At 35.6% G+C, this 26676-nt stretch carries 23 protein-coding genes; 16 read left to right on the top strand and 7 right to left on the bottom strand.

Annotated features, from left to right (window positions below; translation table 11 throughout):
- Nucleotides 1-38: 38 nt before the first annotated feature.
- The 8 genes from DFQ03_RS10270 to DFQ03_RS10305 all read left to right on the top strand — a co-directional run bounded on the left by DFQ03_RS10270 (nt 39) and on the right by DFQ03_RS10305 (nt 12719).
- The gene (locus tag DFQ03_RS10270) at nt 39-731 is read left to right on the top strand and encodes a Type 1 glutamine amidotransferase-like domain-containing protein (RefSeq protein WP_133673078.1); all 693 of its coding nucleotides are present in this window, start codon (nt 39-41) and stop codon (nt 729-731) included.
- 492 nt (nt 732-1223) lie between these two features.
- On the top strand, nt 1224-3383 hold the full coding sequence (locus DFQ03_RS19060; RefSeq protein WP_243834473.1) for an ATP-binding protein: 2160 nt from the start codon (nt 1224-1226) through the stop codon (nt 3381-3383).
- Nucleotides 3384-3389: 6 nt separating this feature from the next.
- Nucleotides 3390-7043 (top strand): ATP-binding protein, encoded by a 3654-nt coding sequence (locus DFQ03_RS10280; protein ID WP_133673079.1) that lies wholly within the window; start codon nt 3390-3392, stop codon nt 7041-7043.
- Between the two features lie 39 nt (nt 7044-7082).
- The gene (locus DFQ03_RS10285; RefSeq protein ID WP_133673080.1) at nt 7083-7457 is read left to right on the top strand and encodes a response regulator; all 375 of its coding nucleotides are present in this window, start codon (nt 7083-7085) and stop codon (nt 7455-7457) included.
- A gap of 4 nt (nt 7458-7461) precedes the next feature.
- Entirely contained in the window at nt 7462-8502 is a 1041-nt protein-coding gene (locus DFQ03_RS10290; protein ID WP_133673081.1) for an adenylate/guanylate cyclase domain-containing response regulator, read from the top strand.
- Nucleotides 8503-8545: 43 nt separating this feature from the next.
- Nucleotides 8546-10390: a DUF885 domain-containing protein gene (locus tag DFQ03_RS10295; protein WP_133673082.1), complete on the top strand. Its 1845-nt coding sequence runs from the start codon at nt 8546-8548 to the stop codon at nt 10388-10390.
- A gap of 142 nt (nt 10391-10532) precedes the next feature.
- Complete coding sequence (locus tag DFQ03_RS10300) at nt 10533-11159, top strand: Pycsar system effector family protein (protein ID WP_243834474.1); 627 nt, start codon at nt 10533-10535, stop codon at nt 11157-11159.
- 54 nt (nt 11160-11213) lie between these two features.
- Nucleotides 11214-12719, top strand: a complete 1506-nt coding sequence (locus DFQ03_RS10305; protein WP_133673083.1) for a M28 family peptidase — start codon at nt 11214-11216, stop codon at nt 12717-12719.
- A 1253-nt stretch (nt 12720-13972) separates the two neighbouring features.
- Here DFQ03_RS10305 and DFQ03_RS10310 read toward each other — a convergent pair.
- Together DFQ03_RS10310 and DFQ03_RS10315 are read right to left on the bottom strand one after the other, a co-directional pair.
- On the bottom strand, nt 13973-14956 hold the full coding sequence (locus DFQ03_RS10310; RefSeq protein WP_133673084.1) for an SDR family oxidoreductase: 984 nt from the start codon (nt 14954-14956) through the stop codon (nt 13973-13975).
- A 38-nt stretch (nt 14957-14994) separates the two neighbouring features.
- Nucleotides 14995-15375, bottom strand: coding sequence for a glyoxalase superfamily protein (locus DFQ03_RS10315; protein WP_116769432.1), 381 nt, complete (start codon nt 15373-15375; stop codon nt 14995-14997).
- A gap of 139 nt (nt 15376-15514) precedes the next feature.
- Here DFQ03_RS10315 and DFQ03_RS10320 point away from each other — a divergent pair, with 139 nt between their 5' ends.
- On the top strand, nt 15515-17542 hold the full coding sequence (locus DFQ03_RS10320; protein ID WP_133673085.1) for a S9 family peptidase: 2028 nt from the start codon (nt 15515-15517) through the stop codon (nt 17540-17542).
- 1 nt (nt 17543) lies between these two features.
- A complete protein-coding gene (locus tag DFQ03_RS10325; RefSeq protein WP_243834475.1) occupies nt 17544-18380 on the top strand; it encodes an endonuclease/exonuclease/phosphatase family protein in 837 nt (278 codons plus the stop codon).
- Nucleotides 18381-18467: 87 nt separating this feature from the next.
- On the opposite strand, the gene DFQ03_RS10330 is transcribed toward DFQ03_RS10325, so the two are convergent.
- Complete coding sequence (locus tag DFQ03_RS10330; RefSeq protein ID WP_133673086.1) at nt 18468-19301, bottom strand: alpha/beta fold hydrolase; 834 nt, start codon at nt 19299-19301, stop codon at nt 18468-18470.
- A gap of 126 nt (nt 19302-19427) precedes the next feature.
- Between DFQ03_RS10330 and DFQ03_RS10335 the strand changes: the two genes are divergently transcribed.
- Both DFQ03_RS10335 and DFQ03_RS10340 read left to right on the top strand, forming a co-directional pair.
- Nucleotides 19428-20036, top strand: a complete 609-nt coding sequence (locus DFQ03_RS10335) for an FMN-binding negative transcriptional regulator (RefSeq protein WP_133673087.1) — start codon at nt 19428-19430, stop codon at nt 20034-20036.
- Nucleotides 20037-20139: 103 nt separating this feature from the next.
- Nucleotides 20140-20634 (top strand): CIA30 family protein, encoded by a 495-nt coding sequence (locus DFQ03_RS10340; protein WP_133673088.1) that lies wholly within the window; start codon nt 20140-20142, stop codon nt 20632-20634.
- Between the two features lie 48 nt (nt 20635-20682).
- On the opposite strand, the gene DFQ03_RS10345 is transcribed toward DFQ03_RS10340, so the two are convergent.
- Nucleotides 20683-21735, bottom strand: a complete 1053-nt coding sequence (locus DFQ03_RS10345; protein ID WP_133673089.1) for an NAD(P)-dependent alcohol dehydrogenase — start codon at nt 21733-21735, stop codon at nt 20683-20685.
- Nucleotides 21736-21968: 233 nt separating this feature from the next.
- Between DFQ03_RS10345 and DFQ03_RS10350 the strand changes: the two genes are divergently transcribed.
- From DFQ03_RS10350 to DFQ03_RS10360, 3 genes are all read left to right on the top strand, one after another.
- Nucleotides 21969-22454 (top strand): DoxX family membrane protein, encoded by a 486-nt coding sequence (locus DFQ03_RS10350; protein WP_133673090.1) that lies wholly within the window; start codon nt 21969-21971, stop codon nt 22452-22454.
- Nucleotides 22455-22610: 156 nt separating this feature from the next.
- A complete protein-coding gene (locus DFQ03_RS10355) occupies nt 22611-23030 on the top strand; it encodes a DUF2141 domain-containing protein (protein WP_133673091.1) in 420 nt (139 codons plus the stop codon).
- A gap of 81 nt (nt 23031-23111) precedes the next feature.
- A complete protein-coding gene (locus DFQ03_RS10360) occupies nt 23112-24047 on the top strand; it encodes a LysR substrate-binding domain-containing protein (RefSeq protein ID WP_133673092.1) in 936 nt (311 codons plus the stop codon).
- A 4-nt stretch (nt 24048-24051) separates the two neighbouring features.
- Here the strand turns inward: DFQ03_RS10360 and DFQ03_RS10365 are convergent, their stop codons facing one another.
- Both DFQ03_RS10365 and DFQ03_RS10370 read right to left on the bottom strand, forming a co-directional pair.
- A complete protein-coding gene (locus DFQ03_RS10365; RefSeq protein WP_133673093.1) occupies nt 24052-24471 on the bottom strand; it encodes a hypothetical protein in 420 nt (139 codons plus the stop codon).
- A 76-nt stretch (nt 24472-24547) separates the two neighbouring features.
- A complete protein-coding gene (locus tag DFQ03_RS10370; RefSeq protein WP_133673094.1) occupies nt 24548-24745 on the bottom strand; it encodes a hypothetical protein in 198 nt (65 codons plus the stop codon).
- Nucleotides 24746-24889: 144 nt separating this feature from the next.
- On the opposite strand from DFQ03_RS10370, the gene DFQ03_RS10375 reads away from it, so the two are divergent.
- Nucleotides 24890-26158 (top strand): D-alanyl-D-alanine carboxypeptidase/D-alanyl-D-alanine-endopeptidase, encoded by a 1269-nt coding sequence (locus DFQ03_RS10375; RefSeq protein WP_133673095.1) that lies wholly within the window; start codon nt 24890-24892, stop codon nt 26156-26158.
- Here DFQ03_RS10375 and DFQ03_RS10380 read toward each other — a convergent pair whose 3' ends face one another.
- Nucleotides 26159-26659 carry a peptide-methionine (S)-S-oxide reductase gene (locus DFQ03_RS10380; RefSeq protein ID WP_133673096.1) on the bottom strand — a complete coding sequence of 167 codons (501 nt, stop codon included), beginning with the start codon at nt 26657-26659 and terminating at the stop codon, nt 26159-26161. It abuts the gene before it with no gap.
- Nucleotides 26660-26676 lie beyond the last annotated feature (17 nt).

Raw genomic sequence — 26676 nt, forward strand, 5'->3', positions numbered from 1 at the left:
ATTCATTTTATCTTTAGCATAAACATTTTATCGTCTTTATGAAAAAGCAAATGGTAATTTACGGCAGTGGACGCCATACCGTACCTTTCTTAAACTACATTGCCAAAGCTACCGGCAAGGAAAAACCGAATATGTGTTTTATTCCTACAGCTAGTGGTGAAGACGCTCAGTATATTGCTTCTTTCTATGAGGTGTGCTCACAGATATATGTTACCCCACATGTACTTTCGGTTTGGATTAATTCTTATGATCAAAAAGAATCGTTCGATGAGATCATCTCCCGGATGGATGCCATAATCGTTGGTGGTGGAAATACGTTGAACATGCTCGCCATTTGGAAAGCGCAAGGCATTGATGTTGCCCTTAAAAAAGCTTATGACAACGGCGTAGTTATGGGTGGTGGCAGCGCTGGTTCTTTATGCTGGTTTAATGGCGGTACTACAGATTCTAGACCAAAAGAATTAAGTATTGTTGGCGGCATGTCATTTATAGACAAGAGCCACTGCCCGCATTACAATTCTGAAACTTCACGAGGACCTTTATACTTTGAAAACATAAAGACCGGCAAACTATCCGATGGTTATGCCTGTGACGACCGTTCCGCTATTCATTTTATTGATGGTGAAGTTCATACTTCAGTTTCCTTAAACGATGAAAACCATTCGTACTACGTCTATTTAAAAGATGGTGAAATTGTGGAAGAACTAATACCGAGTACCATTATTACATAACTTCAATCTATAACTATATTTTACGTGCTAATATCCTTTTTAAGGATTCTAGTTCATCTCTTGCATCTAAATTCTTAATAAAACACTCTTAAAGTAAAAGTTATTACGTACTTTAAGGGTGTAAAATTCCCCTTTATTTTCTGATTCACAATATGTTGCTCATCGCCCCCTGATGTGTAGCCTTATTTGTCTTGTGTTTAATTCAAAAAATTAAATACGAGGATGAAGTTGTAATCAGTGCTATTTTTTTTAAACCAACCACCAATTTGTGCATGAAATTAGCTGTAAAAAGGGAAAATCAAGTCCTTGAAATCTATACCAAATGGCAACTTGGTTACATAAATGTCTACCTAACAACCCATACTTACATTTTCAATGATGACACTTGTTTTAATGGTACTTCCGTCAATAAGTTATCTTTAATTATCTCTTCAACCTCCAATTTCTTTACCACCATTTTTGAACCAGGTTCAACCTATAACTTAAGAATACATGATTAAACAATCCCTCCTATTCATCACGCTATTTTTCTGTATACTATTTACCGCAAGTGGGCAAGAAAATCCTGTAGAGAAAAATGGATTGGCTCTTGATACGATTATACATTTTACCGAAGCAGATGTTGATCCTCTTTTTGGTTTAACGTTGAGAAATAGAGAAGGTTGGATTTTTAAATCGGGCAATGAGCAAGATTCATATCCTGTAGAGATTGATTTAGGGGGTTGGGAACGATTTAGTCCTTCTCAGATAACTAATGATATGGCAGATAGTTCTGGAAAATTTGAAGGATGGTTTAGATTGCAGTTTACTATTGATAGTGCAATAGCAAAGCTTCCACTCTATTTAGATAAAGAAGATCATGCTGCAGAGGATATTTATTTAAATGGAAAATTATTCCGCCAATTTGGCAAAAAAGGAAAAGACCGAGCATCCTTTAAAGAACATATTCAAGATTTTGAAATCAGAACCCCAATATTTTTAGAACCTGACACCGTACATACATTAGCCATACATTATGTTGACTATAGTACTTATGGAAACATTTCCAAAGTAGTTCCAGTGGGTTCAACCAGAATTGTATCCAACGAGTATTTTGACTATATGAGTTTGTTAAGCTTTAAAGCTTTATTTGACATTTATAGTTCTTTAATTTTCTCTATTCTTTTCTGGCTTCTCTATATTCTAATTAGAGATGAAAAGGAGTTACTCATAATTGCTCTTTTTACTACTGTGATGTTCCTAGAGTTTTTTAGTTCAGCATTCTATGGTGGAGATAATTTATTCTTTACCCTACCTTCTAACATCATGATTCCATTATATTATGTCCGTGATATTTTATTTTTATTCTTCCCTATATTATGTCTTTTATTCGGCTATAGGATGCTATATGGAAAACTTCAAAAATGGCTGATTCTATTTTGTTTAGTTGCACCTTTAGGCATGTATTACAGTTTTCAATTTTACCTAATTACTGTAGTTGGGATTGCCATTTTCTTACTCATTTTCGCATTAAAATCCAGAAAAGAAGTAGTGTCTGTCCGGGTAGTCATGTTTAGTTTATTTTTATCGTATACTATATCTTTTCTTGGTCTTATGATAAGATGGTTCTCTTCTGGCGATCATCTTAGTTTAAGATTAGTTTTTGTAAATAGCGACTTAATAGGTAAGGGAATTTTTTATCTTGGAATGTTGGCATTTGTAGCCTATCGCATGAGAGAGAAAAATGAGAATATGCGTCAAAATGCAATGGAACTTGTAAAGGTTGAAGCTGAAAAGAGTGCGCTAATTACTTCACAAAATGAAAAGTTAGAATTAAAAGTAAAAGAAAGAACATCAGAATTAAATCAATCATTAGAAGAATTAAAAGCCACCCAATCTCAACTTATCCAATCTGAAAAAATGGCGAGCCTTGGTGAACTTACCGCCGGCATTGCGCATGAAATTCAAAACCCTTTAAACTTTGTCAATAATTTCTCTGAAGTAAGCAATGAACTTGTTGATGAAATGAACGAGGAATTGGATAAAGGAGATCTTGAAGAAGTGAAAGCTATTTCATTGGATATCAAACAAAACCTTGAAAAAATAAACCATCACGGCAAACGTGCGGACAATATTGTAAAAGGTATGCTACAACATTCCAGAAGCAGCAGCGGTACTAAAGAACCAACTGATATCAATGTCCTTGCAGATGAGTATTTGCGCTTGGCCTATCATGGTCTACGAGCAAAGGATAAATCATTTAATGCAGAACTCATTACAAATTTTGATGAAAACATTGGAAAAGTAAACATTGTACCACAAGACATGGGGCGGGTAATTCTCAATTTGATTACCAATGCCTTTTACGCGGTAAACGAGAAAAAACAAAAGAATGTTAATTTCAAGCCCATCGTTTCTGTCAACACTAAAAAAACGGATAAACATATCATTATTAGTGTTTCTGATAATGGTGATGGCATTCCTGAAAAAGTCAAAGAGAAAATATTCCAACCCTTTTTCACCACCAAACCTACTGGGCAAGGTACCGGCTTGGGCTTAAGCATGAGCTACGATATTATTACTAAGGGGCATGGTGGTGAATTGCTGGTAAAAACAGAAGCAGACAAGGGAACCACATTCATTATAGAATTGCCAAATACAACCGATAACTAGACCAGTATGAAGAACAAAATAATAAAAAAACCAATATTTATATTCAGTATAATTTACTGTTTATTTCTTGTTTCTTGCCAAAAACAGAGCAAGTCTGAAGATGAAACTACGGTGGGTGATTTTAAGGTTCCAGAAACCATTCCATTACAATTTACGGAACCAGAGCCTTTTGAATGGGAAACCATAACCAATGATTCCCTGACAACTCCCGTTACTTATGATTTAAACGTAGATGCCTTGCCCAGCAAACCTTTTGAACTAAACACATTTAAACCGCTAAAGTCCCCAATGAAGGAATACGATTTGGACTGGGACAGTTTTCCGACAGAAAATATAACGTTTGATTCTGTATCCTTTACTATCACAAAATCTACCATAAAAAAACCGATCATTACCAAAATGAAACCCCCTGGAAATATGGCCGGTACGAACGTAAATCTTCTACAACTTTCTACCAATGAAGGATTGCCCTCTAATGATATTACCTCCTTTTTAGAAACTGAGGATGGTGGTATTTGGATAGGGTCTTCCGCGACCAATACACCACTAACCTACTATGATGGTGAGAACGCCTTTGTATACGATTACCCAGGAGTGTACAAAATGACCTTTGACCATCAAGGTAAACTTTGGTTAGTTAGTCCGGGTCCTCGTTTTTTAACAGTATTGGATTTTAAGAACGATACGGCATATAAGATTACTATGACAGACAATTTTACACCTTTCGATATTCTTTGCGACCATACAGGGACGATCTACCTGAACTCCCTTACTGAAGGATTCTACGCAATGGATGCGGAAATGAAAAGTTTACGAAAGATTAAAAATGAAGGCTCCAATAAACCTTGGAAAATATTTGAGGACAGCAAAAATAATTTATGGCTCAGTTATCAAGATGGTTTGAGCGTGTTAGATCCCTCAAGAAAAGAATTTAGAACAATTTCCAATATAGCCGAAATTGAACTTAACTCTATAGTTTGGGATATTAAAGAAGATGCCAATAATAATATTTGGTTAAGTTATCCTTTTCCAACGCCCAATGGCAATTCCAATACTTCCTCCAGTGTTTTAAGATTAGCTATTGATAAGCAAATAGTTAGTGTTTTAGGTTCTGAAAGCGGATATACCATTACAGGTGATAAAATAGAAGAAGATGCCCAAGGCAACTTATGGATATTTGGATCGACCGAGGCCTTTATACTTAATAAAAATAGGGATGCTTCCAAAACAATTGCTCTAAACGCTACTCTTCAAGGCTCTCTGAGAATACCAACCCCTTTAAAACGTAAAGATGGGTCCATTTGGATTGCTACAAATGATAAAGGAGTAGTCATTGTCAATGAGTTTACTTTAAAGACAGAATATTTTGATGACACAAGAGGCTTAGTAAATAATGAAATATGGGAAATAGAAGAAGATTCAAATGGTGACATATGGTTAGGAACGGCTGCGGGAATCAATATTATCAACCAGAATAAAAATTCTATAAAAACCCTAAGTTTTGAGCAATTACATTGCAATCCAACCACTTTGAGTTTTATTAAAGAGATTACACCTAATATTTATTTTATAAATACTAGAGATGGCTTTTCTATTCTTGATAGGAAAAAAAACAAATTGACATCATACGCCAATTCTCTTGCTATTTTCGGAGCAGGTATTTCAATTTTAAACGAGCATACGTTTGCTATATATACTAATATTGGTTTGTATATCTATAATATTGAAAACGACACCTTTAAAAAAGTAGTTTCCAAAAGTGACCCTGATATTCTAATAGCAGGAAGCGGGTCCATACTATTTTATGATAAAGAAATTCTTTGGATCCCCACTATGAACGGACTAGCCAAGGTAAATTTAAAAACGAACACCGTAAGTTATCTTCGGGAAGAACAAGGTCTTAGCAATAACAATGTATCCACAGCCAAAATATCTAACGAAGGAGAGCTATGGTTAGCTACCACAAATGGTATTAACATACTTAACTTAGACCAAAATACGCTTACCCCAATAAAAAAAGAAAACGGACTATACCCTACAGATTTTTATGATCTGGTTGAAAAAGGAAAAATGATGTATGCTGCTAGTGGTAATGGTTTAATTGCCATGGAAAAAGCCACTGCAAAAACAACAGATAAAGGCTTCTACAATTTTAATGGTGGACTCGGTTTTAAATCGAACGATTATTTACAAAATTCACCTCTATTTTTAAAAAACGGTCAGTTTTGGTCTGGTGTTACTAGTACCTCCAATGAATGGAAACTGCTTGTTCTTAATTCCGAACCTCAACCAGATAGTACTAATGAAACAGTGAAAATTAACAACATGTTCGTCATGGATGAAAACCCGTGGTTCGATTTAAATATTGGAAAAGATTCTACAAAAGTGCAAACTTCAGCCTATGTCAGTACCAACAGTATAAGTTGGGATTCTGTTAAACCTCCTTATAATATTCCAGAAGGCCTTACACTTCCCTATGACCAGAACAGTATTAGTTTCAGTTATGGAAGTAATGCTATATTTAATAGGGATAAATTAAACTATCGTTTTATTCTAGATGGTGAAGATGAAGATTGGAACTTTGCCTCTTATACTACTAAAACAAAAAACTATTACAATCTAAAACCTGGAGATTACACCTTTAAAGTGGCTGTTAGAGGTGCTAATAGCGGCTGGTCCGTACCAGATACACTTTCATTTAAAATAAAGCCGCCATGGTGGCAAACTTGGTGGGCATACTTGCTCTTCGGTTTAATTGCAGCTAGTATTTTAAGGGCATACATTGTTTTTAGAGCTCGTAAGTTGACTAAAGAGAATCGAATTTTAGAAGAACGTGTTTCTCATAGAACGGTTCAGCTTAAAACTAAAATTGACGAATTAAAGTCCACACAATCAAAGCTTATACAATCAGAAAAAATGGCGAGCCTTGGTGAACTTACCGCTGGTATTGCGCATGAAATTCAGAATCCGCTAAATTTCGTCAACAACTTTTCTGAAGTAAACAAAGAACTTTTAGAAGAATTGGAAGAAGAAATAGATAACGCTAATTATGAAGAAGTTAAGGCATTGGCAAAAGATGTAGCTGCCAATGAGGATAAAATTATCTTTCATGGCAAACGTGCCGATGGTATCGTAAAAGGAATGCTGCAACATAGCCGTAGCAGCACCGGTCAAAAAGAAATGACCGATATCAATACCTTATCAGATGAATATCTACGCCTAGCCTATCATGGCCTACGCGCAAAAGACAAATCTTTCAATGCTACGTTAAATACCGATTTTGATGACTCCATCGGTAAATTAAATATCGTCGCTCAAGATATGGGCAGGGTAATTCTTAATCTTATCACCAATGCCTTTTATGTGGTAAAAAAGAAGAAAGAACAAAATTCTAAAGGGTATGAACCAACGGTATCTGTAAGTACAAAGAAGCAGGGTAATTTGGTTTTGATTAAAGTGTCCGATAACGGTAACGGTGTACCCAAAGAAGTGCTAGATAAAATTTTTCAGCCCTTTTTCACCACAAAACCATCTGGGGAAGGTACCGGACTAGGACTATCATTAAGCTATGATATTGTTAAAGTACATGGAGGTGAACTAACGGTTGACACAATACAAGGAGAGGGTACCACCTTCACTATCGCATTACCAATGAAATAATGTTCCCTCATTATAAGTAATTAATAAAAAAAAGACATTATGAAAATATTAGTTGTAGATGACGAACAAGATGTAAAAGTGCTATTTCAACAACGTTTCCGAAAAGAGATACGTAAAGAAGAACTTGAATTTGTTTTTGCCTTTTCTGGGGAAGATGCATTAAAAGTCATGAAAACCATGGAACATGAAGCCGTGTTGATATTATCCGATATTAACATGCCTGGCATGAGCGGATTGGAATTGTTGGAAAATATCAAAAAAAATTACGTAAAACCGCCACCAATGGTCATGATGATTACTGCCTATGGAGATGATGAGAATAGAACAATGGCTAAAAACTTGGGTGCCGATGATTTTCTTACCAAGCCTTTAGATTTTTCACTATTAAAAAATAAGCTGATAACCTTAACCTAAGACTATGGCAAAAATAATGGTAGTAGATGATGAGACAGATTTAGAAATACTCATCAAGCAAAAATTTAGAAAACAAATACGACAGAACGAATACGAGTTTGTATTTGCTATAAATGGTAGAGATGCGCTAGAAAAGCTTGGTGAGAATCCCGGTATAGACATTGTTTTGAGCGATATAAATATGCCCGAAATGGACGGTCTTACCCTACTCTCAGAGTTACATGAATCTAGTCCGTTGATTAAATCGGTTATTGTTTCCGCTTATGGGGATATGGAAAATATTCGTGTTGCCATGAACAGAGGTGCCTTCGATTTTATTACCAAACCCATAAATTTTGAAGACCTTACCATTACCTTGGAAAAGACTTTAAAGCATGCCATGGAAATTAGAAAAACGCTGCAAGCCATTAAAGAAAACAATATTCTTAAAATGTATGTTGATGAAAATGTGCTCAATTTTATGGGAGGTCAAGAATATGAGTCAAAAATTATGGCAAATGAAAATATTGAAGGCACCATAATGTTCGTAGACGTTTGCGGATTCACAAAAATCAGTGAAACCACGAGTCCAGATATCGTTGTTTCAATGCTCAACACCTATTTCGATGCCATGGTAAAGGAAATTATGGAGCAAGACGGTATTATCGACAAATTTATTGGAGATGCCGTTATGGCCGTATTTAGAGGAGAATATCATTTAGACCGTGCCATTGATGCCGCATTGGCCATTAGAAATCAAGTCAATAGCCTACCTAAAGAAAAAGGTAAAGAAACGTACCAACCCAAAGTATCCATCGGTATTAAAAGTGGTGAAATGATTTCTGGGAATATTGGTTCCGCTACTCTTAAGCGTCTAGATTACACCGTTATAGGAGACTCGGTAAATACTGCCGCCAGGTTGCAAGATGCGGCAAAAGAAAATCAAATTATTATCTGTGAAAGTTGTTATGAGCAGGTGAAAGAAGCCTTTAAATGTGAAAACTTAGGTAGTATCAGTATGAAAAATAAATCGCAACCGCTTACCGTGTACAATGTGATAGAATAGCTAGCCAAAATAAATTAATAGTCATGACCAAAAAAACAATCAAATGAACAAATTCAAATTTTTCAACATAGTACTTATGATTGCCTTATTGATTCCTTTTTTCGGGTATCAGCAAGAGAATGTCAAGCAAAGGACAAAGCAATCAGTTGTAGAGCAACTGAGCTTTATAGGAAACAAGTCTAATTTTGAAGATGAAAGTGAACGTTTAAAAGCTTTTTTTGAAGCCTATGCGCAAAACCAAATAGCGGAATCGCCAGCAATGGCAACTTTTTATGGTAAGCCTGGATATGATGATGTATGGGATGACCTTTCAACTGAGGGTGTTAAAATTAAATTAGCTAATTTAAAATTGTTCAATGAAGCTCAAAAGTGGTTTGATGTCAACGAATTGACAGAAGAAGAGGTCGTGAACTTAGATATTTTTAACGCAGCTGTAGGTACTCAATATTCTCTTGAAAGTCAGTTTCCTGAAAAGTATTTAATTATTGATCAAATAGATGGGTTCCACATATATCTTCCTGCAATTATACAAATGATGCCCACCAATTCTTCAACTGGAGTGAAAAATATTTTGTCCAGATTAGAAGGACTACCTAAATTATTGCAACAGGCTCAAAGTACCTTGACCGAAGGAATTGAAAAAGGAATCGTGATGCCACGAAACACGGTCATTCAAGTACCCGAACAATTAAAACAAATCATCTCGAATACTCCCGAAGAAAGTGTTTTTTATACCCCCTTCGCCAATCTTAAAGAAGGAATTATTATAGAAGGAAGAGCATCCATAACAGATTATGCGCAGAAGATTATTGCTACTAAAATAAATCCTGCACTCATAAAGTTTACCGATTTTATGGAGAAAGAATATTTACCCAATGCACGTGAAAGTTATGGTCTTAACCAGTTGCCCAATGGCGAAGCTTGGTACAATAAACTTATTACCTACCATACCTCCACCAATATGACCGCCAAAGAAGTGCACACATTGGGACTATCTGAGGTAACAATAATTAAAAAAGAAATGGAAAATTTGAAGTCGGATATTGGCTTCGAAGGAGACCTTACCGCCTTTAATGATTTCTTAAGAGAAGACCCTCAATTTTTCTTTGAAACACCAGAAGAGCTGCTCACAGCTTACCGTGACATCTGTAAGCGAATAGACCCTGTTTTACCTAAACTCTTTGGCAAGTTACCTAGATTACCTTATGGTGTAAAGCAAGTACCCGCCTACTCAGAAAAGGCTTCTACAACTGCTTATTACTCCCCAGGTTCTTTACAATCTGGGATACCTGGTTATTTTTATGCAAACACCTATAACTTAAATGCCAGACCTAAATGGGAAATGGAAGCATTGAGTATTCATGAAGCCGTTCCCGGTCATCACCTACAAATATCGCTAGCTTCAGAGCTTGAAGACGTTCCTGAATTTAGATCTATGCTGAATTTCACCGCCTTTATCGAAGGTTGGGGACTTTATTCGGAAAGCTTAGGTCCAGAATTGGGTTTCTACAAAGACCCTTATTCCAAATATGGACAACTAACGTATGAGATGTGGCGTGCCATTCGCTTAGTCGTAGATACGGGAATTCACGCTTACGGTTGGTCTAGGCAAGAAGCCATAGACTATTTTAAAATGAATTCGGGTAAAAGCATAGGTGATATTACTGTAGAAATAGACAGGTATATTGCAATGCCAGGACAGGCGTTGGCTTACAAAATTGGGGAATTAAAAATAAAAGAATTAAGGAAAAAAGCTGAGACAGCTCTTACAGATCAATTTGATACTAGGGCATTTCATGATGTGGTTTTGGGAAGTGGGACTATTCCCTTGGATGTTTTGGAAGTCAATGTGAATAATTGGATTTTACAGCAAACAAAAGAACTATAAAATCAAAATTAAATATTATGACATTAGAGGTATAAGAGGCCTTTAAATGTGAAAACTTAGGTAGTATTAGTATGAAAAACAAATCAAAACCGCTCACCGTATACAATGTGTTAGAATAGCTTGTGATATTAAATGAAAAGCCATGACCAAACCTATAGAAAATAAAAAACAAACGACCAAAAACAATATAGAAAAGGAAAATCCTTTAACAGCATTTGAACGAGACCTATTAGATGAATTACAATCTAAAGGACATTCTGAAGAATTAGTAGATCATTATTGGGGCACCATTAATTATGTATCGGGACTAATAAAGGCTTCGGAATTGAAGGCGGGACTTATACTCTCTTTCTACGGTATTATTCTAAACTTCATCTACCAAAGTGCAGCTCCAGTAATGCATTCTGTTTCAAATGCCATTTTGTTCTATATACTCATGGGGCTTTGGTTTATAGCTACCGTAATCTCTATCTTTTACAGTGTACGTTGCTTTATTCCGAAATTAGAAGGTAACTATAGCAACAACGTATTTTATTTTGGGGATGTTATTACCAAGTTCGGTACCATTAAAGAGTTTTCTCAAAAATTTTATGATGTAAGTATTAATGAGAAAGAGGTTTTTGAGCAATTAGGGGAACAGATATACATCAATTCTAAAATATCGGCATGGAAGTTTAGAAACGTGCAAAGATCTATTCGTTTTTTAGCCATTAGTCTAATTTTGTTACTAATTACCGCTATTTATTACGGGGTGCTTAAAATTGCTTAGCTATTGTAAAATTGATATAAATATTACCGGAATAAACCTATTAAAAATGAGATTATGAAAACATCGAAATTTTTTTTACTACTTTCAGCTTTGACTTTAAACACAATAGTTTCTGCGCAAACCGACACAGAAAAAGCAACAAAAACGGTAGACAAAAATAATATTGAAGGTCATATTTATTTTTTGGCAGATGATGCTTTGAATGGTCGTGCCACAGGATCGCCAGAATTAAAGATTGCGGCATCTTATCTTGCAAATACCTTAAGAGGGTATGGAATACAACCGAACCCTGCCACTAATTCTTACTATCAATCATTTAAACTTTCACAAACAGCCCAACCAAGTCTGCTAAAAGTCTCTATAGATGGCGAGAACTATCCACATACCATTGCCGTTAAAGCAAAAGCAGCTTCGCCTTCGGGAAAAGCAGTATATCTTGGTTTTGGAAGTGAAGAAGATTACAGAGGAATAGATGTAAAAGGAAAATTAATCATAGTTAAAGGGGGCTCTTCAGATGCCTCGGATGCCAGAGCTATTTATGGCTCACATAAAGAAAAGCAACAATTAGCTTTTAAAAATGGGGCTATTGGTTTAATTGAAATGACCTTGCTAGATGAAGACTGGTGGTCAAGAATATCACACTTTATGGGAGAAAATGTTACGATTCCTGATGCTATGGATGACCAAAATCCAAAAACTGATTTTATTCATCTTTGGGTAAACACGACTCCAGAAAAACTAGATGTATTAACTAATTCAAAATTATCGTATTCAATTGAAACTGATGGAAAGAAAGAGAAAACCCTAATTACTCAAAATGTGATAGGAGTCTTTGAAGGCACTGATTCGAAACTAAAGGAAGAGTATATTATGTATTCTGCGCACTATGACCATGTGGGTATTGGCACACCAGATGCCACAGGAGATAGCATTTATAATGGAGCCAGAGATAACGCTATAGGTACCACCGCAGTTTTAAGTATGGCAGAGAATATTGGAAAGTTTCCTACCAAACGATCAGCTATATTCATTTTTTTCACGGGTGAGGAAAAAGGTTTATTAGGAAGTCAATATTATGTTGAGCATCCTATATTTCCACTCAAGCAAATAGTATATGGTTTCAATACCGATGGTGGAGGGTATAACAATACAAAATTGGCTACCGTAATTGGATTAAATAGAACAACAGCACAAAAACATATTGTTGCAGGTGCCGCTACTTTTGGACTAGAAGCCATTGATGACCCTGCTCCTGAACAAGGACTATTTGATCGTAGCGATAATGTAAGCTTTGCAAGAAAGGGTGTTCCCGCTCCTACTTATTCAACTGGTTTTTATGCCTTTGATGATGAAATTAACAAATATTACCATCAACCTAGTGACGAGTCAGATAGTTTGGATTATGATTATCTATTGAAATTTTACCAAGGCTATGTGCTCTCAGGTAGGTTGATAGCCAATGACCCCGAAACACCTTTTTGGGTGAAAGGTGATAAGTATGAAGCTGCGGCAAATGTTCTATATGAAATAGTTTCTGAAACATCACCTATCAAAAACTAGCATATAGTCTACAAACAAAACCCACCCCTAACCCCTCCCTGGAGGGGAATGGTTAGTGCGTGTGATAAATCATTACTGAGGAAACAAACTCAGTGACATTAGATTCTAAATTCGACAAAAGCTCGCAAAAAAACGTATCCATCCCCTCCAAGGAGGGGAATGTTTAGTTGCTTTATTCGACCCAATTCATAGAATGATTCTTGTAAATTAATATTTAAAAAACGCTAAATACGCACAAACAACACGTATTCCTCCCCTCCAAGGAGGGGAATGTGTAGTTGCTTTATTCGAACCAATTCATAGAATGATTCTTGTAAATTAATATTTAAAAAACGCTAAATACGCACAAACAACACGTATTCCTCCCCTCCCAGGAGGGGAATATTTAGTTGCTTTATTCGACCCATTTCATAGAATGATTCTTGTAACTTAAGACTTAAAAAACACTAGAAACTCACAAATAACACGTATTTCTCCCCTCCCGGGAGGGGATTAAGGGGTGGGTAATACGAATGGTGAATTACTCTAAAAAGGTAAAAAACTATTGAAGTTCAACTGGAGATTGACCCTCAATTAGTTACCAATTACATGTGAAATAGTACAAGCAAAAACCCACCCCTAGCCCCTCCCTAGAGGGGAATAGCAAGTGCCTATGACAAATCATTATCATGGAAACCAACTCGGTAACCTATAAAGCTAAATTCAACAAAAGTTCACAATCAAAAACGTAAACCTCCCCTCCCAGGAGGGGAATGTTTAATTGCTTTATTCGACCCATTTCATAGAATGATTCTTGTAACTTAAGACTTAAAAAACACTAGAAACTCACAAATAACAAGTATTTCTCCCCTCCCTAGAGGGGAATAGCAAGTGCCTGTGACAAATCATTATCATGGAAACCAACTCGGTAACCTATAAAGCTAAATTCGACAAAAGCTCGCAATCAAAAACGTAAACCTCCCCTCCCAAGAGGGGAATATTTAGTTGCTTTATTCGACCCATTTCATAGAATGATTCTTGTAACTTAAGACTTAAAAAACACTAGAAACTCACAAATAACAAGTATTTCTCCCCTCCCTAGAGGGGAATAGCAAGTGCCTGTGACAAATCATTATCATGGAAACCAACTCGGTAACCTATAAAGCTAAATTCGACAAAAGCTCGCAATCAAAAACGTAAACCTCCCCTCCCATGAGGGGATTAAGGAGTGGGTAATACGGATGGTGAATCAACCTACTAGTTTACTCGCAAACCTACAAACCCTTATAAACCTTCAACACATTCTCTATTTTGGCTTCGGTTTCTTCATCTATATTTTGATGTTCAGGGTTTTCTAATAACCACTTTATTGTCCTTTTAATTCCTTCCGAAAAGGGAATAGTGGCCTTGAAACCGGGTACAAAGGTTTTTATTTTAGTATTATCGAACAAAACACTTTCTGCCTTATCTGCTAATAACGTTCCTGTAAACGAGGGTTCTATTTTACAGATAAAATCAGACGCTATATGCACTACTTTTGCTTCTTCCCCTAAAGCATCTGCCAAAATCTTATAAATCATATTCCAAGTCAACACCTCATCAGATGTGATATGAAAAGCGTGTCCTATAGCAGTTTGTAATCCTAACAATCCCACAAATCCTTTTGCAAAATCATCTGAATGTGTCACTGTCCATAATGAAGTTCCATCGCCATGTATTATAATTTCCTTACCATCCAAGATTCGCTGTGCAGTATTGAATTTATTGAATCCGCCAATGGCAATCGGTATAACGGTGTCATAGGTCAAGGAAGGTCGCACAATGGTAATCGGGAATCCTTCTTCTCTATACGCCTTCTGTAATCGATCTTCACACTGAATTTTACCTTGTGAATAATCCCAAAGATTATTGTGCAACGGAGTAGATTCGATAATCACCGGATAACTTAATGGCGTTTGGTAGCACGATGCCGAACTTATAAAGATGTATTGCTTGGTCTTCCCCTTAAACAGCTCAATATCGCGTTCTATATCATCGGGAGTAAAAGCTATCCAGTTCACCACCACATCCCACTCGTGCTTTTTCAATTCCGTTAGCTCATGAGGCTTATTGATATCTCCTATAATACTATGCGCGCCTTCAATTTCAACCTTGGCTTTTCCCCTATTCAATAGGTACAGATCCATTCCTTTGGCTACAGCCAATCTACTACTTGGTGTACTGATATTTCCTGTTCCTCCTATAAATAATACCTTCATTTTTATATTTTAATTCTGATAATCAATTAAATAACAAGCTACACATCTCTGTAAAATGTTAATCCGTTTTTGAATGGGTCGTAAAAAGCAAACTCGCGCGTGCCCCAAGCTGTTTCCCGTAATAACGTATGGGCATGAAAAACATCTACCCTAGAAAATTCATTGTATAAGGCTTCGATATTTTGCGCAACAATACGTAACAATGGTCTGTCCATTTCTACATCCCACATTTTTTTATCATGCCATTGCAAATGAATTTCTATATCATCCCTTAAAATACCTGCGTATTTAGGGTTCTTTGCATCATCGGCAAAAGCAATTCTAAAGCCCAATCTATTCACATAAAAGTCTAATGCCTCAACAACATCCCATACCGGCAGTACAGGGTGAATTTGATGTAAAAAGCCTTTTTCTTCCATATTGTGAAAATACAAAAAGTCTAAGGCAAAACTTCTAAGAAAATGTTATTTCCTACGGGTTCGAATTAGCTTATCAAGCTATTAAATTACTACTATTATCATTATCTTCATACCTACATTTCAAACCAAAAACAACACCATGAAAATTCTCTTGAAAACGCTTATTTTTCTGCTGTTTACAACAGTGGGCACTGCTCAAGTATCTTCTAACCTTGAGCTTACCGATATTTTTAATATGGAATATGTTTCTGACCCTCAGATTTCTCCTGATGGAAGTAAAATTATCTACGTTAGAAATTTTAAGGATATTATGACCGATAGAAATTTATCGAATCTTTGGATCATAAATTTCGACGGTACGCAAAACAGACCTTTAACGACCGGTAACCAGAACGACTACTACCCACGTTGGTCGCATGACGGTAAAAAAATCATCTTTAAATCGAACAAAGAAGATGAAAAAATGAAATTGTATCTCATGTGGATGGACACAAAGGAGATTGCCCCGTTGACCAATACTCCAAAAACACCTGGTGCTATAAGTTGGTCTAATGATGACCGTTACTTAGCTTTTACCATTTTTGTACCAGAGGCTGAACAGTCTATTGTAAAACTACCGGCAAAACCAGAAGGCGCAAAGTGGAATAAACCGCCAACCTATATAGACAAACTAAATTATAGAGGTGACGGACAAGGTTACATTAAAGGCGGACACGATCAAATTTTCACCTTATCTATTGATGGTGGTACTCCAAAACAATTAACGACAACATCGTTTGACCATGGCGCCCCTGTTTGGAGCAAAGATGATAAATCGCTTTATTTCTCGGCAAACTTTAACCCCGATGAGGATTTTGAGCCTGCAAATAGTGAGGTTTATACCTTAGATATAGCATCTGCCAAAGTTTCGGCTTTAACGTCTAGATATGGACCTGATAATTCCCCAAAAGTATCTCCTGATGGAAAAATGATTGCCTACACCGGTACCGATGATAAGTTGCAAGGGTACCAGATTACAAACCTTTATGTGATGAATATGGATGGTAGCAACTCAAAGTTAATTTCGGGAGATTTTGATCGAGATATTGCCAATGTACAATGGGCAAATGATGGTAAAGGTCTTTATTTTCAGTATGATACGGAAGGGGCTACGAAAATAGGGCATATTACACTAAATGGAAAAGTGACTACCCTTGTTGAAGGACTTGGCGGATTATCATTAGGCAGACCATATAACGCTGGAGATTTCACGGTTTCTAACAATTCAAAATTTGCTTATACTTTAGGTAATACTGAACACCCATCTGACCTTGGAGCTGCCGATAAAAAAGGGTCTAAAAGACTGACTTTTGTAAACGATGATCTTTTCTCATTTAGAGATTTAGGCAAAACCGAAGAAATTTGGTGGGAATCATCTTTTGACCAGAAGAAAATTCAAGGTTGGGTGGTGACTCCGCCAAACTTTGACCCAAATAAGAAATACCCATTTATTCTTGAAATTCATGGCGGACCATTTACTAGCTACGGTTCTGTATATAGTGCAGAAATACAGGCATACGCTGCGGCAGGCTATGTAGTTCTTTATAGTAACCCACGTGGTAGTACCAGCTACGGAGCGGAATTTGGTAATCTTATTCACCACGACTACCCTAATCATGATTATGAAGATCTTATGAGCGGTGTTGATGCCGTAATTGAAAAAGGGTATGTAGATACCGATAATTTATATGTCACCGGTGGTAGTGGCGGCGGAGTATTAACTGCTTGGATCGTTGGTAAAACAGACCGATTTAAAGCTGCCGTAGTTGCAAAACCTGTTATCAACTGGACAAGTTTTGTACTATATGCCGATGGTGCCGCATTTTTCTCAAAATACTGGTTCGGTAAAAAACCTTGGGAAGACCCAGAAAACTATTTTAGACGTTCTCCGTTAATGTATGTTGCCAATGTTACTACACCAACAATGCTGTTAACGGGTGAAGAAGATTACAGAACACCTATAGCGGAATCTGAACAATTCTATACCGCATTAAAGTTAGAAGGTGTTGAAACCGCTATGGTTCGTATACCTGGTGCGGGACACGGTATTGCGAACCGACCTAGTAATTTGGTCGCTAAAATTGCAAGTGTTCTCGCTTGGTTTGAAAAATATAAAGATGCAGAATAGCATGAAAAAATTGGTTTTTGTTCTAACATTTTTCATCTCAACAGCTATACTTTATAGTCAAGAAATAGCTGTTTTGACCTATAATATTAAATATGACAATGTTAATGACACGGTGAATAATTGGAATGATCGTAAAGTTGACATGGTTAAACTCTTAAAGCATTACAACCCAGGTATTATCGGGATGCAAGAGGTGCTACACCATCAATTGACGTATTTAGATGAACAACTTTCTGACTATAACCATATTGGTGTTGGGCGTGATGATGGGAAAGAAAAAGGAGAGTACTCCCCTATTCTATTTAATGCTAACAAATTTAAGCTCTTACAGAGTGAAACATTTTGGCTTTCTGAGACCCCTTACGAAATATCGGTTGGTTGGGACGCTTCTATGGAGCGTATTTGTACGTACGGTTTGTTTGAAGATGTAGCAACTAAAAAACAATTCTTGGTTTTCAATACGCATTTTGATCATATAGGCACTGTAACTCGTGAGAAATCTGCCGAACTCATTATCTCCAAAATAAACGAGGTCAATAGCGATAAGCTTCCAGTGGTATTAATGGGAGATTTAAATTTAAATCCCTCCACAAAACCTATTCAATTCTTACAGAATGCCCTAACGGATGGTCAACGTAGTACAAAAAAACCGTTCTACGGACCGTCAGGAACATTTAGCGGATTTGACCAAAACCGAGTATTGTCTAACCGAATAGACTACATATTTGTGGAGAATTTTGAAGTTTTAGAATATATTCATATTGATGATAGAATGGAAAACAACAAACACATTTCTGATCATTTGCCTGTATTTGCACGATTGGTTATAGCTAAATAGTAGCTTGCCTATTTTTACTGAAGTCATAAAAAAAATCCCGATTGTGTTTTACAATCGGGATTTTTTGTTTCAAGACAACTTTTATATCTATTTCTTTAAAAATGAAATCAATATTTCATTTAACTCATCTGGGTGAGTCACATTTAGTCCGTGTGGCGCACCTTCAATAACCTCATAGGTACTGTATTTAATACCCTCATGTGCTTGTTTTGCTGAAGTTTCGATTGGTACGGTTGCATCGGCATCTCCATGCACTATTAAAGTCGGTATGGTTACGTTTTTAAGCTCTGGTCTAAAATCTGTATGCATCCATGCTAGCGCAGCTTGTATCGTTGCTCTTGGTGATGCAAAGGAAGCTATGGTGAAATCATAATCTAATTGCGCCTGACTTATTCTTTTTCCCTTATTTTCCTCAAAGTTGTAGAATCCTTTACTAAACTCTTTTAAGAACCCAACTCTATCTTTTTGCAGCGCATCAATAATACCATCTAACGCTTCTTCTGGTACTCCTGCTGGGTTATCTGGTTTCTGTTTTACCAGTGGTATTATTGAACTAATTAAAGCTGCTTTGACAATTCTACTAGAACCGTAGTCGGTTAAATAACGAACTACTTCTCCGCCTCCCATTGAAAAACCGACAATAACCGCATCTTTCAAATCGAGCTCTTCGATGATTGCATTTAAATCACTCGCTAAGGCAGAATAATCATACGAATCCCAAGGTGAAGATGATGTTCCAAAACCTCTACGGTCGTATGATATACAACGAAAACCTTCCTCGACAATTTTCCAAACTTGTTGTTCCCAAGACTTACGACTTAAAGGCCACCCGTGAATTAAAATTACCGGTTGTCCGCTTCCATAATCCTCGTAGAATATATCTACTTGTTCTTTTGCTTTTGTATTTGTTATAAAGGGCATATTCTTATTTTAAAATTCCTTTTCAAGATAATAAGGATTTAATAATTTATGTAGCACTAAACATTAAATAATTGGTTCTAAAAATAATTACTTAATACCTTTACATTTACCTAAAAACCAGAGAACATGTTTATTCCTGAGCATTATCAAAACAACGACATTAAAGAGATTCATAACTTCTTGAAAGAAAATAGTTTCGGTATACTTATTAATACTATTAAGGGGAAACCTTGGGGTACACACATTCCTTTAGAACTATCTAAGAATTCGGATAATAAAGATGTACTTGTTGGGCATATTGCCAAGGCGAATTTGCAAAGTAAAAACTTGGTAGATGGCGATGAGGTATTGTGTATTTTTAATGGTCCGCACAGTTATATTTCTTCCTCTTGGTATCAACATGAAGAAGTCCCGACCTGGAATTATATTGCTGTTCATGTTTATGGTACCGTAAAAATTCAAACTTCGGAAGAATTGCTGACCGCTTTACATGATTTAGTAGATAAATATGAGCAACAATCTGAACATCCTATTTCATTAAACGATATGTCTAAAAAAACGATGAGACAAGTAAATGGTATCACAGGATTCGAAATTGAAATCAAAGATATACAGGCTGTAAACAAACTGTCACAAGGCAGAAGTCATGACCATCCAAAAATTATATCTGAACTAGAAAAACAAGGTTCGTCTGAGAAAGCAGTAGCAGAAGAGATGAAAAAACGGATGCCTTAATTGTTGCGCATATCAGTTAAAATAAATATGGTTAGAGTGTTTTGATTACCTTCTTTACCCCTAATATTAATCGCATTAGCATACCCTATAAACTCTATATATTATGAGCGAATTAAAATCTATTTTTGAATTCAATGAAAAGTCCAACATCAAACAATGGCATATTGTCAATGATGATGTTATGGGCGGTCTATCAATGGGGCTTATACAAATCAACCCACAAGGTAATGGTGTTTTCAGCGGACATGTTTCTTTAGAAAACAATGGCGGATTTTGCCTTGTTAGACATGATTTAGAACGCATACCTGTAGATGCTTTTTATGCTTTTGTAATTCGAATTAAGGGAGATGGAAAAAAATATGCTTTCCGCTGCAAATCTGGCGAGCATCAACGGCATACATATAGCTATGATTTTAAGTCTAGTAAAAAATGGCAAACTATAGAAATTCCGTTTACTGAGATGGAAGCTGTCTTTAGGGGTGAAGAATTAAAACTGCCCAACTATCATGGCGATTTTCTAGCACAAATTGCCATCATCATTAAAAACGGTATTGAAGAAGACTTTACCCTCGAAATTGAGAGCATATATATAAAATAAAAAAGAGCCATATAAATATGGCTCTTTTCAATTACCAACTTCTATAACTTAACTGTTTTTCAAAGACTTCATATCAATAACAAATCTGTATTTTACATCAGATTTTTTCAATCTATCATAAGCTTCGTTAATATTCTGAATATCAATCATTTCTATATCTGAAACGACATTATGCTCACCACAGAAATCTAACATTTCTTGTGTCTCTTTTAATCCACCAATAAGAGAACCTGCAATACTCTTTCTTCCCATAATCAAACTACCGCCATGTAATGGGTCTAAAGGTTCTACTGCACCTACAATAACCATAGTGGCATCTCTTTTCAATAATGATGCATACGGATTCATATCATGCCCTACCGGAATTGTATTCAATAAGAAATCGAATGAATTTGCATGCGCTTTCATCTGAGCCTCATCTTTAGAGATTAAAACTTCATCTGCACCCAATTTTTTGGCATCTTCACTTTTCGATGGAGAAGTAGTTATCATAACGGTATGTGCGCCCATGGCATGTGCAAATTTAATACCCATATGACCTAGACCACCTAAACCGATTACACCTACTTTATCTCCTTCTTTTACACCCCAATGCGCTAATGGAGAATAGGTGGTTATACCTGCACAAAGTAATGGGGCTGCTGCTTTTGGATCTAAATTTTCTGGAACTTTTAATACAAAATCTTTATTTACTGTTACACTTTCAGAATATCCACCGAAAGTATGACCGCCTAAATGTTTGTCTTTACTATTATAAGTAAACGTTGCACCATTCTCACAAAATTGTTCTAAGTCATCTTTACATGCGCTACAAGTTTGACATGAATCTACCAAACAACCAACACCAACTAAATCTCCTACTTTAAACTTCGTTACGCCAGCACCGACTTCTAAAACCTTACCGATGATTTCATGACCAGGAACTACTGGATATACCGAATTTTTCCAATCGTTTTGTACTTGATGTAAATCGCTATGACATACTCCACAATACAGAATATCAATTTTTACATCATCTTTTAAAGTATCTCTTCTTTCTATTACAAGCGGCTTCAAACTTGCATCTTTGTTATCTGCTGCGTAAGCTTTTATCTTAGTCATAATTATTTCTTTTTGAAAACCAAAGGTACACTTAAGCCCCCTAAACTATTGACTCTAAAAAGCTTTAACCCAATTTTAACGAACTACGATAAATTAGATTTATCAGGTTAAAATTAAATAGGATATGAACCATCTATAAAATTAAAAATTAAAACAGTATTATTAATTCATGATAATTATCATACCTAAAATAAATTCTTTTGTTTAAGTTTAGGTAACAATAACCTACTGCTATGGACCAACTACTACCTTTAAAAAAGTTGATTATCCCTTTCAGAATAGATGGTTTAATGCCGAATATATTAATTCTAATTCCTAGATTATTTACCGGATACTTACTTGCTTTTGTTCTTGCAGTTAATAAATTTGGAACACCATGGACCCCAAATTCTGCAGGACTAGGATTTTTAGAAGTATCTGATTGGTTTGTTGTTTTAGTAAAGCAATTCGGAATACCGTTTTCTTATATGCCCGAATTTTTTGCTTGGTCTGCAGGGCTTATCGAAGCTCTAGGTGGAATATTATTAATTTTAGGTTTGAACACGCGTATAACAGCCTTCTTCGTTACAATAACTATGTTTACTACCATAGTATGTAGGCCTTGGGATAATTCATGGAGTATTATGCCAACATTTACTTTTTTCTGCTTAGGTCTCTTTTTTATGGGCTTCGGTTCGGGTAAATTCGGACTTGATTATTTCATTACTAAAAGAAGATAATACTGTAATTCCCTTTTTTAACTTCATGTTGATTTGTATTATCATACTCCTTTAACAATTCAGTAACGCATTTCTACAATTGAGTTAATCACTTTTTCAAAAAGCGTATTCATAAGACATCTTTGAAGTATCAATTAATCTTTAAAACCTTACAAAATGAAAAAGTTACTATTTACAATTGCCTTATTTGTAATGACAATTACTATGAATGCTCAAGAAAAAGACGGCATTACACTAACTGTTGTTATTGAAAATGTACTGAACAACGAAGGGCACGTATTAAGCGCATTACATAATGAAGCTACTTTTATGAAAGCTGAAGGACTTGAAACCAGACATAATAAAGCGGAAGCAGGAGAATTGATCTTAACTTTTGAAAACGTACAACCTGGTAAATACGCGTTTTCTGTTCTTCATGATGCCAATGATAATAATTCAATGGATTTTCAGAATAACGGAATGCCAATGGAAGATTATGCCATGAGCGGTAATTCTATGCCAATGGGTCCACCTACATTTAACGATGCCAAGTTCACTGTAGAAAATGAAGATATGCAATTAACCCTTCGATTTTAGGGGTTAATTAACTTCTCTATCAGTATTGTCAATAGGTTATAATAATGGTTTTTAGTAATTTTATAGCCTTATACTATATACATGACCATTACCCAATTACAATATGTACTTGCCGTTGCCGAATACAAGAATTTTACACTCGCTGCCGAGAAGAGTTTTGTAACGCAACCAACTTTAAGCATGCAGGTTCAAAAGCTTGAAGATGAATTAGATATACTTCTTTTTGATCGTAGTAAAAAACCAATTACCATTACTGAAGTCGGTAAAAAAATTGTAGCGCAAGCAAAGAATATTGTAAACGAGGCGGCACGTATAAAAGATATCGTAGAACAAGAAAAAGGATATATCGGTGGGGATTATGTTTTGGGAATCATCCCTACCATTATGCCCACTTTATTACCTATGTTTCTGAAGAATTTTATACAAAAATATCCGAAAGTAAATCTAATTATTAAAGAACAGAATACAGAGAACTTAATTCAAAATATTGAAGATGGGCATATAGATGCCGCCATCGCCGCAACACCTTTAGAGGTAGACTTCATAACTGAAAGACCTTTGTATTACGAACCGTTCGTTGGTTATGTACCAAAAGAACATCGTTTAGGAAATAGTACACAGATAACACCCGATGATTTAGATATCGAAGATATTTTACTGCTTCAAGACGGACATTGTTTTAGAGAAGGTGTTTTGAATCTTTGTAAAACACCAAAAATTGGTGGTGATCATTTTAGTTTACAAAGCGGTAGCTTTGAAACTCTTATAAATCTTTCTAACGAAGGTTTGGGAATGACACTTTTACCCTATTTAAATACTTTAGAACTTGACGAGGTTAAAAAGAAGAATCTAAAGTATTTTAAAGATCCATCGCCTGCACGAGAAGTAAGTCTTATCTACCATAAAAAAGAACTGAAAGTACAGATTACCGAAGCTTTACGAGATGTAATTACGGGTATTGTTCGTGGAGCTATCGCTTTTCAAGATGTAAAAATTATAAGTCCGCTAAACAAGTAGCATTTTATTCTTTTTCAAATCTATACAAACAACCCTCTATACATATAGATGGATACGATGGTGATAAAGTTAATCGTGATTTACTATCATTGAAATCTGCCCAATACCCTAAGGTATCTTTTTGTCCCTCGGTAATAAAATATAGATAGAGCTCCTCTTCTTTTATTTTATAAGCTCCGATATCTAGTATTTTTCTACTAAAATCAGTTCTTTCGTAGTTACCGAATTCATCAAAGAAATAGCGGTAGCCTTCTTCCACTTTTTTCCACTCTGCGGTACCACCAGGACTCACATATGATTCAGTTAACAACCACTCGCCTACCAAACTAGTATCGTCAACAGGTATGTCATCAAATGGTATATCATCATTATGACATTGCATTAAAAACAACAAAAATATCGCAAAAGTATATTTAATAGCCATGGTGTATTTTAATATAAGATGTAAAAATAACTAATGGTTGCTTCCAAAAAAAAAAGCCACTTAACGTGGCTCTCTATTATGTTTTTAAATACACTAAACTTTGATGTAATTCTGGTTTATCAGTTATAAAACTTTCTAACCAAACTTTTAACTCTTCCACCTCATTTGGTAGCAACGTCGTTAAGGCTTTTTTCAACTCCTTACAAAATAGTAAGGTATCAAAACTAACCTTTTTAAGCACTGTTTTACTATACTCTAGCATAGACTTAGACATGTTGTTGTTAGATTAATTGATTTGTTGTTGTATAAAGTTAAACAGAAATACAGTTGTAATATTGTATATGAAAAGTTAAAGTAATTACTTACTTGTTAAATTTTTATCGCATTCGTAAGTATGCAATTTTGTAATTTCGAATTCATGAAGAATTTTCTTTTTTTAGCATTTACTTTTTTGCTAGTTTCTGCCTGTAGTTCAAAGAAATCTTTGATCTCTAAATCATTTGAAAAACAGTTATCATCGACGTTTTATAAAAATCAGTTTACTGGTGTTTTGGTTATCGACGCTGCTACGAAAGACACCGTATATAATAATAACAGTCATAAGTATTTTATACCTGCTAGTAACACCAAGATTTTTACACTTTTCGCAGCGCTTAAAGCGCTACCAACTCAGATACCAACTTTAAAATATATTGAAACAAACGATACCTTATATTTTGAAGGTACTGGTGACCCTTCGTTTTTGCATCCTTATATAAAAGACTCAACTGCCTTAAATTTTCTTCAGAAACATAGTAACCTCGTATTTGTATCCAACAACTTTCAAGATGAAAAATATGGACCAGGTTGGGCTTGGGACGATTATCAATGGTATTATTCTGCGGAGAAAAGTGGATTACCTTTAAATGGAAATGTAGTGATGATTTGTAAGAATCCAGAACTCATGGTATCTCCTACTTATTTCAAGGACAGTGTCTTAGAATTAAGGCATAAGAACAATAGAAATGAAACTTCTAATAGGTTCTATTATCCGCAAACAAAAAATGATACCGTAGAAACTCCGTTTATCACCAGTGACCAGACTACAAGGTCAATTTTAGAAAATTTGCTTTTCAAAAAAGTGGGTACTGCTTCAATAATGCCTTCAGATGAAAAGCAAACATTGTACGGTACTAATGCCGATTCGCTTTACGTTCGTATGATGCACGAGAGTGATAATTTCATAGCTGAACAGCTTTTACTCGTATCTGCTGGTGTCCTTACAGATACCTTAAATGGTAAACTAATTAGAGATTATATTTTAGAAAATGAGTTGAAAAATTTAAAACAAGAACCTCGGTGGGTCGATGGATCGGGACTCTCACGATACAATTTGTTTACTCCGCAAAACATGGTCTCGGTTTTAGACCAACTATATACACTAGTACCTAAAAAGCGTTTATTTTCAATTTTCCCTGCCGGGGGATTATCAGGTACTTTAAAAAATAGATTTGTAGGAGATGAACAACCATATATCTATGCAAAATCTGGAAGCCTGAGTAATAACTACTGCCTTAGCGGCTACTTAGTTGCAAACTCAGGAAAAGTGTTGATTTTCAGTTTTATGAATAATCATTTTAGAGCGTCTACATCAGAAGAACGAAGTAGACTTGAGCAAATGCTCTTAATACTCAGGGATACTTATTAATTATTGAACTTTCGCTGACACATGTTTGGCATATTTCTCTTTCAACATTTTAATTTTAGGTGAAATATGTGTTTTACAAAAAGGTTTCTCTGTATCTTTAAAATAGTAATTATGATATCGATCTTCAGATGATTTAAATGCCCCAAAAGGAAAGATTGCCGTAATTAACGGAGTCTCAAAATCTTGCTGTACGTCAGTCATAATTTCCTTTAATACAAGCTCGTCTTCCTGTTTAAAGAAATAAATGCCTGAACGGTACTTATTACGCATAGAATGATTTTCTGTACTTCTATGTGTGTCTAAATGAATAGCAACTAAATCTTTCAATTCAATAACATTAGAATCATAATCTACAATAACAGCTTCAGAAAAAGATGTAAGATGTTCTTTTGGAGCAATAAAACCTTGTTCAACTTTTATAACTCCGTTTAGTGACATAAAAACAGCCTCTGTACACCAATGACAGCCACCACCAAATCCGACTTTATTGACATTTTTCATATTCTAAGAGTCGGCTA

This window comes from Maribacter caenipelagi, from assembly GCF_004364175.1.
GTDB lineage: Bacteria > Bacteroidota > Bacteroidia > Flavobacteriales > Flavobacteriaceae > Maribacter > Maribacter caenipelagi.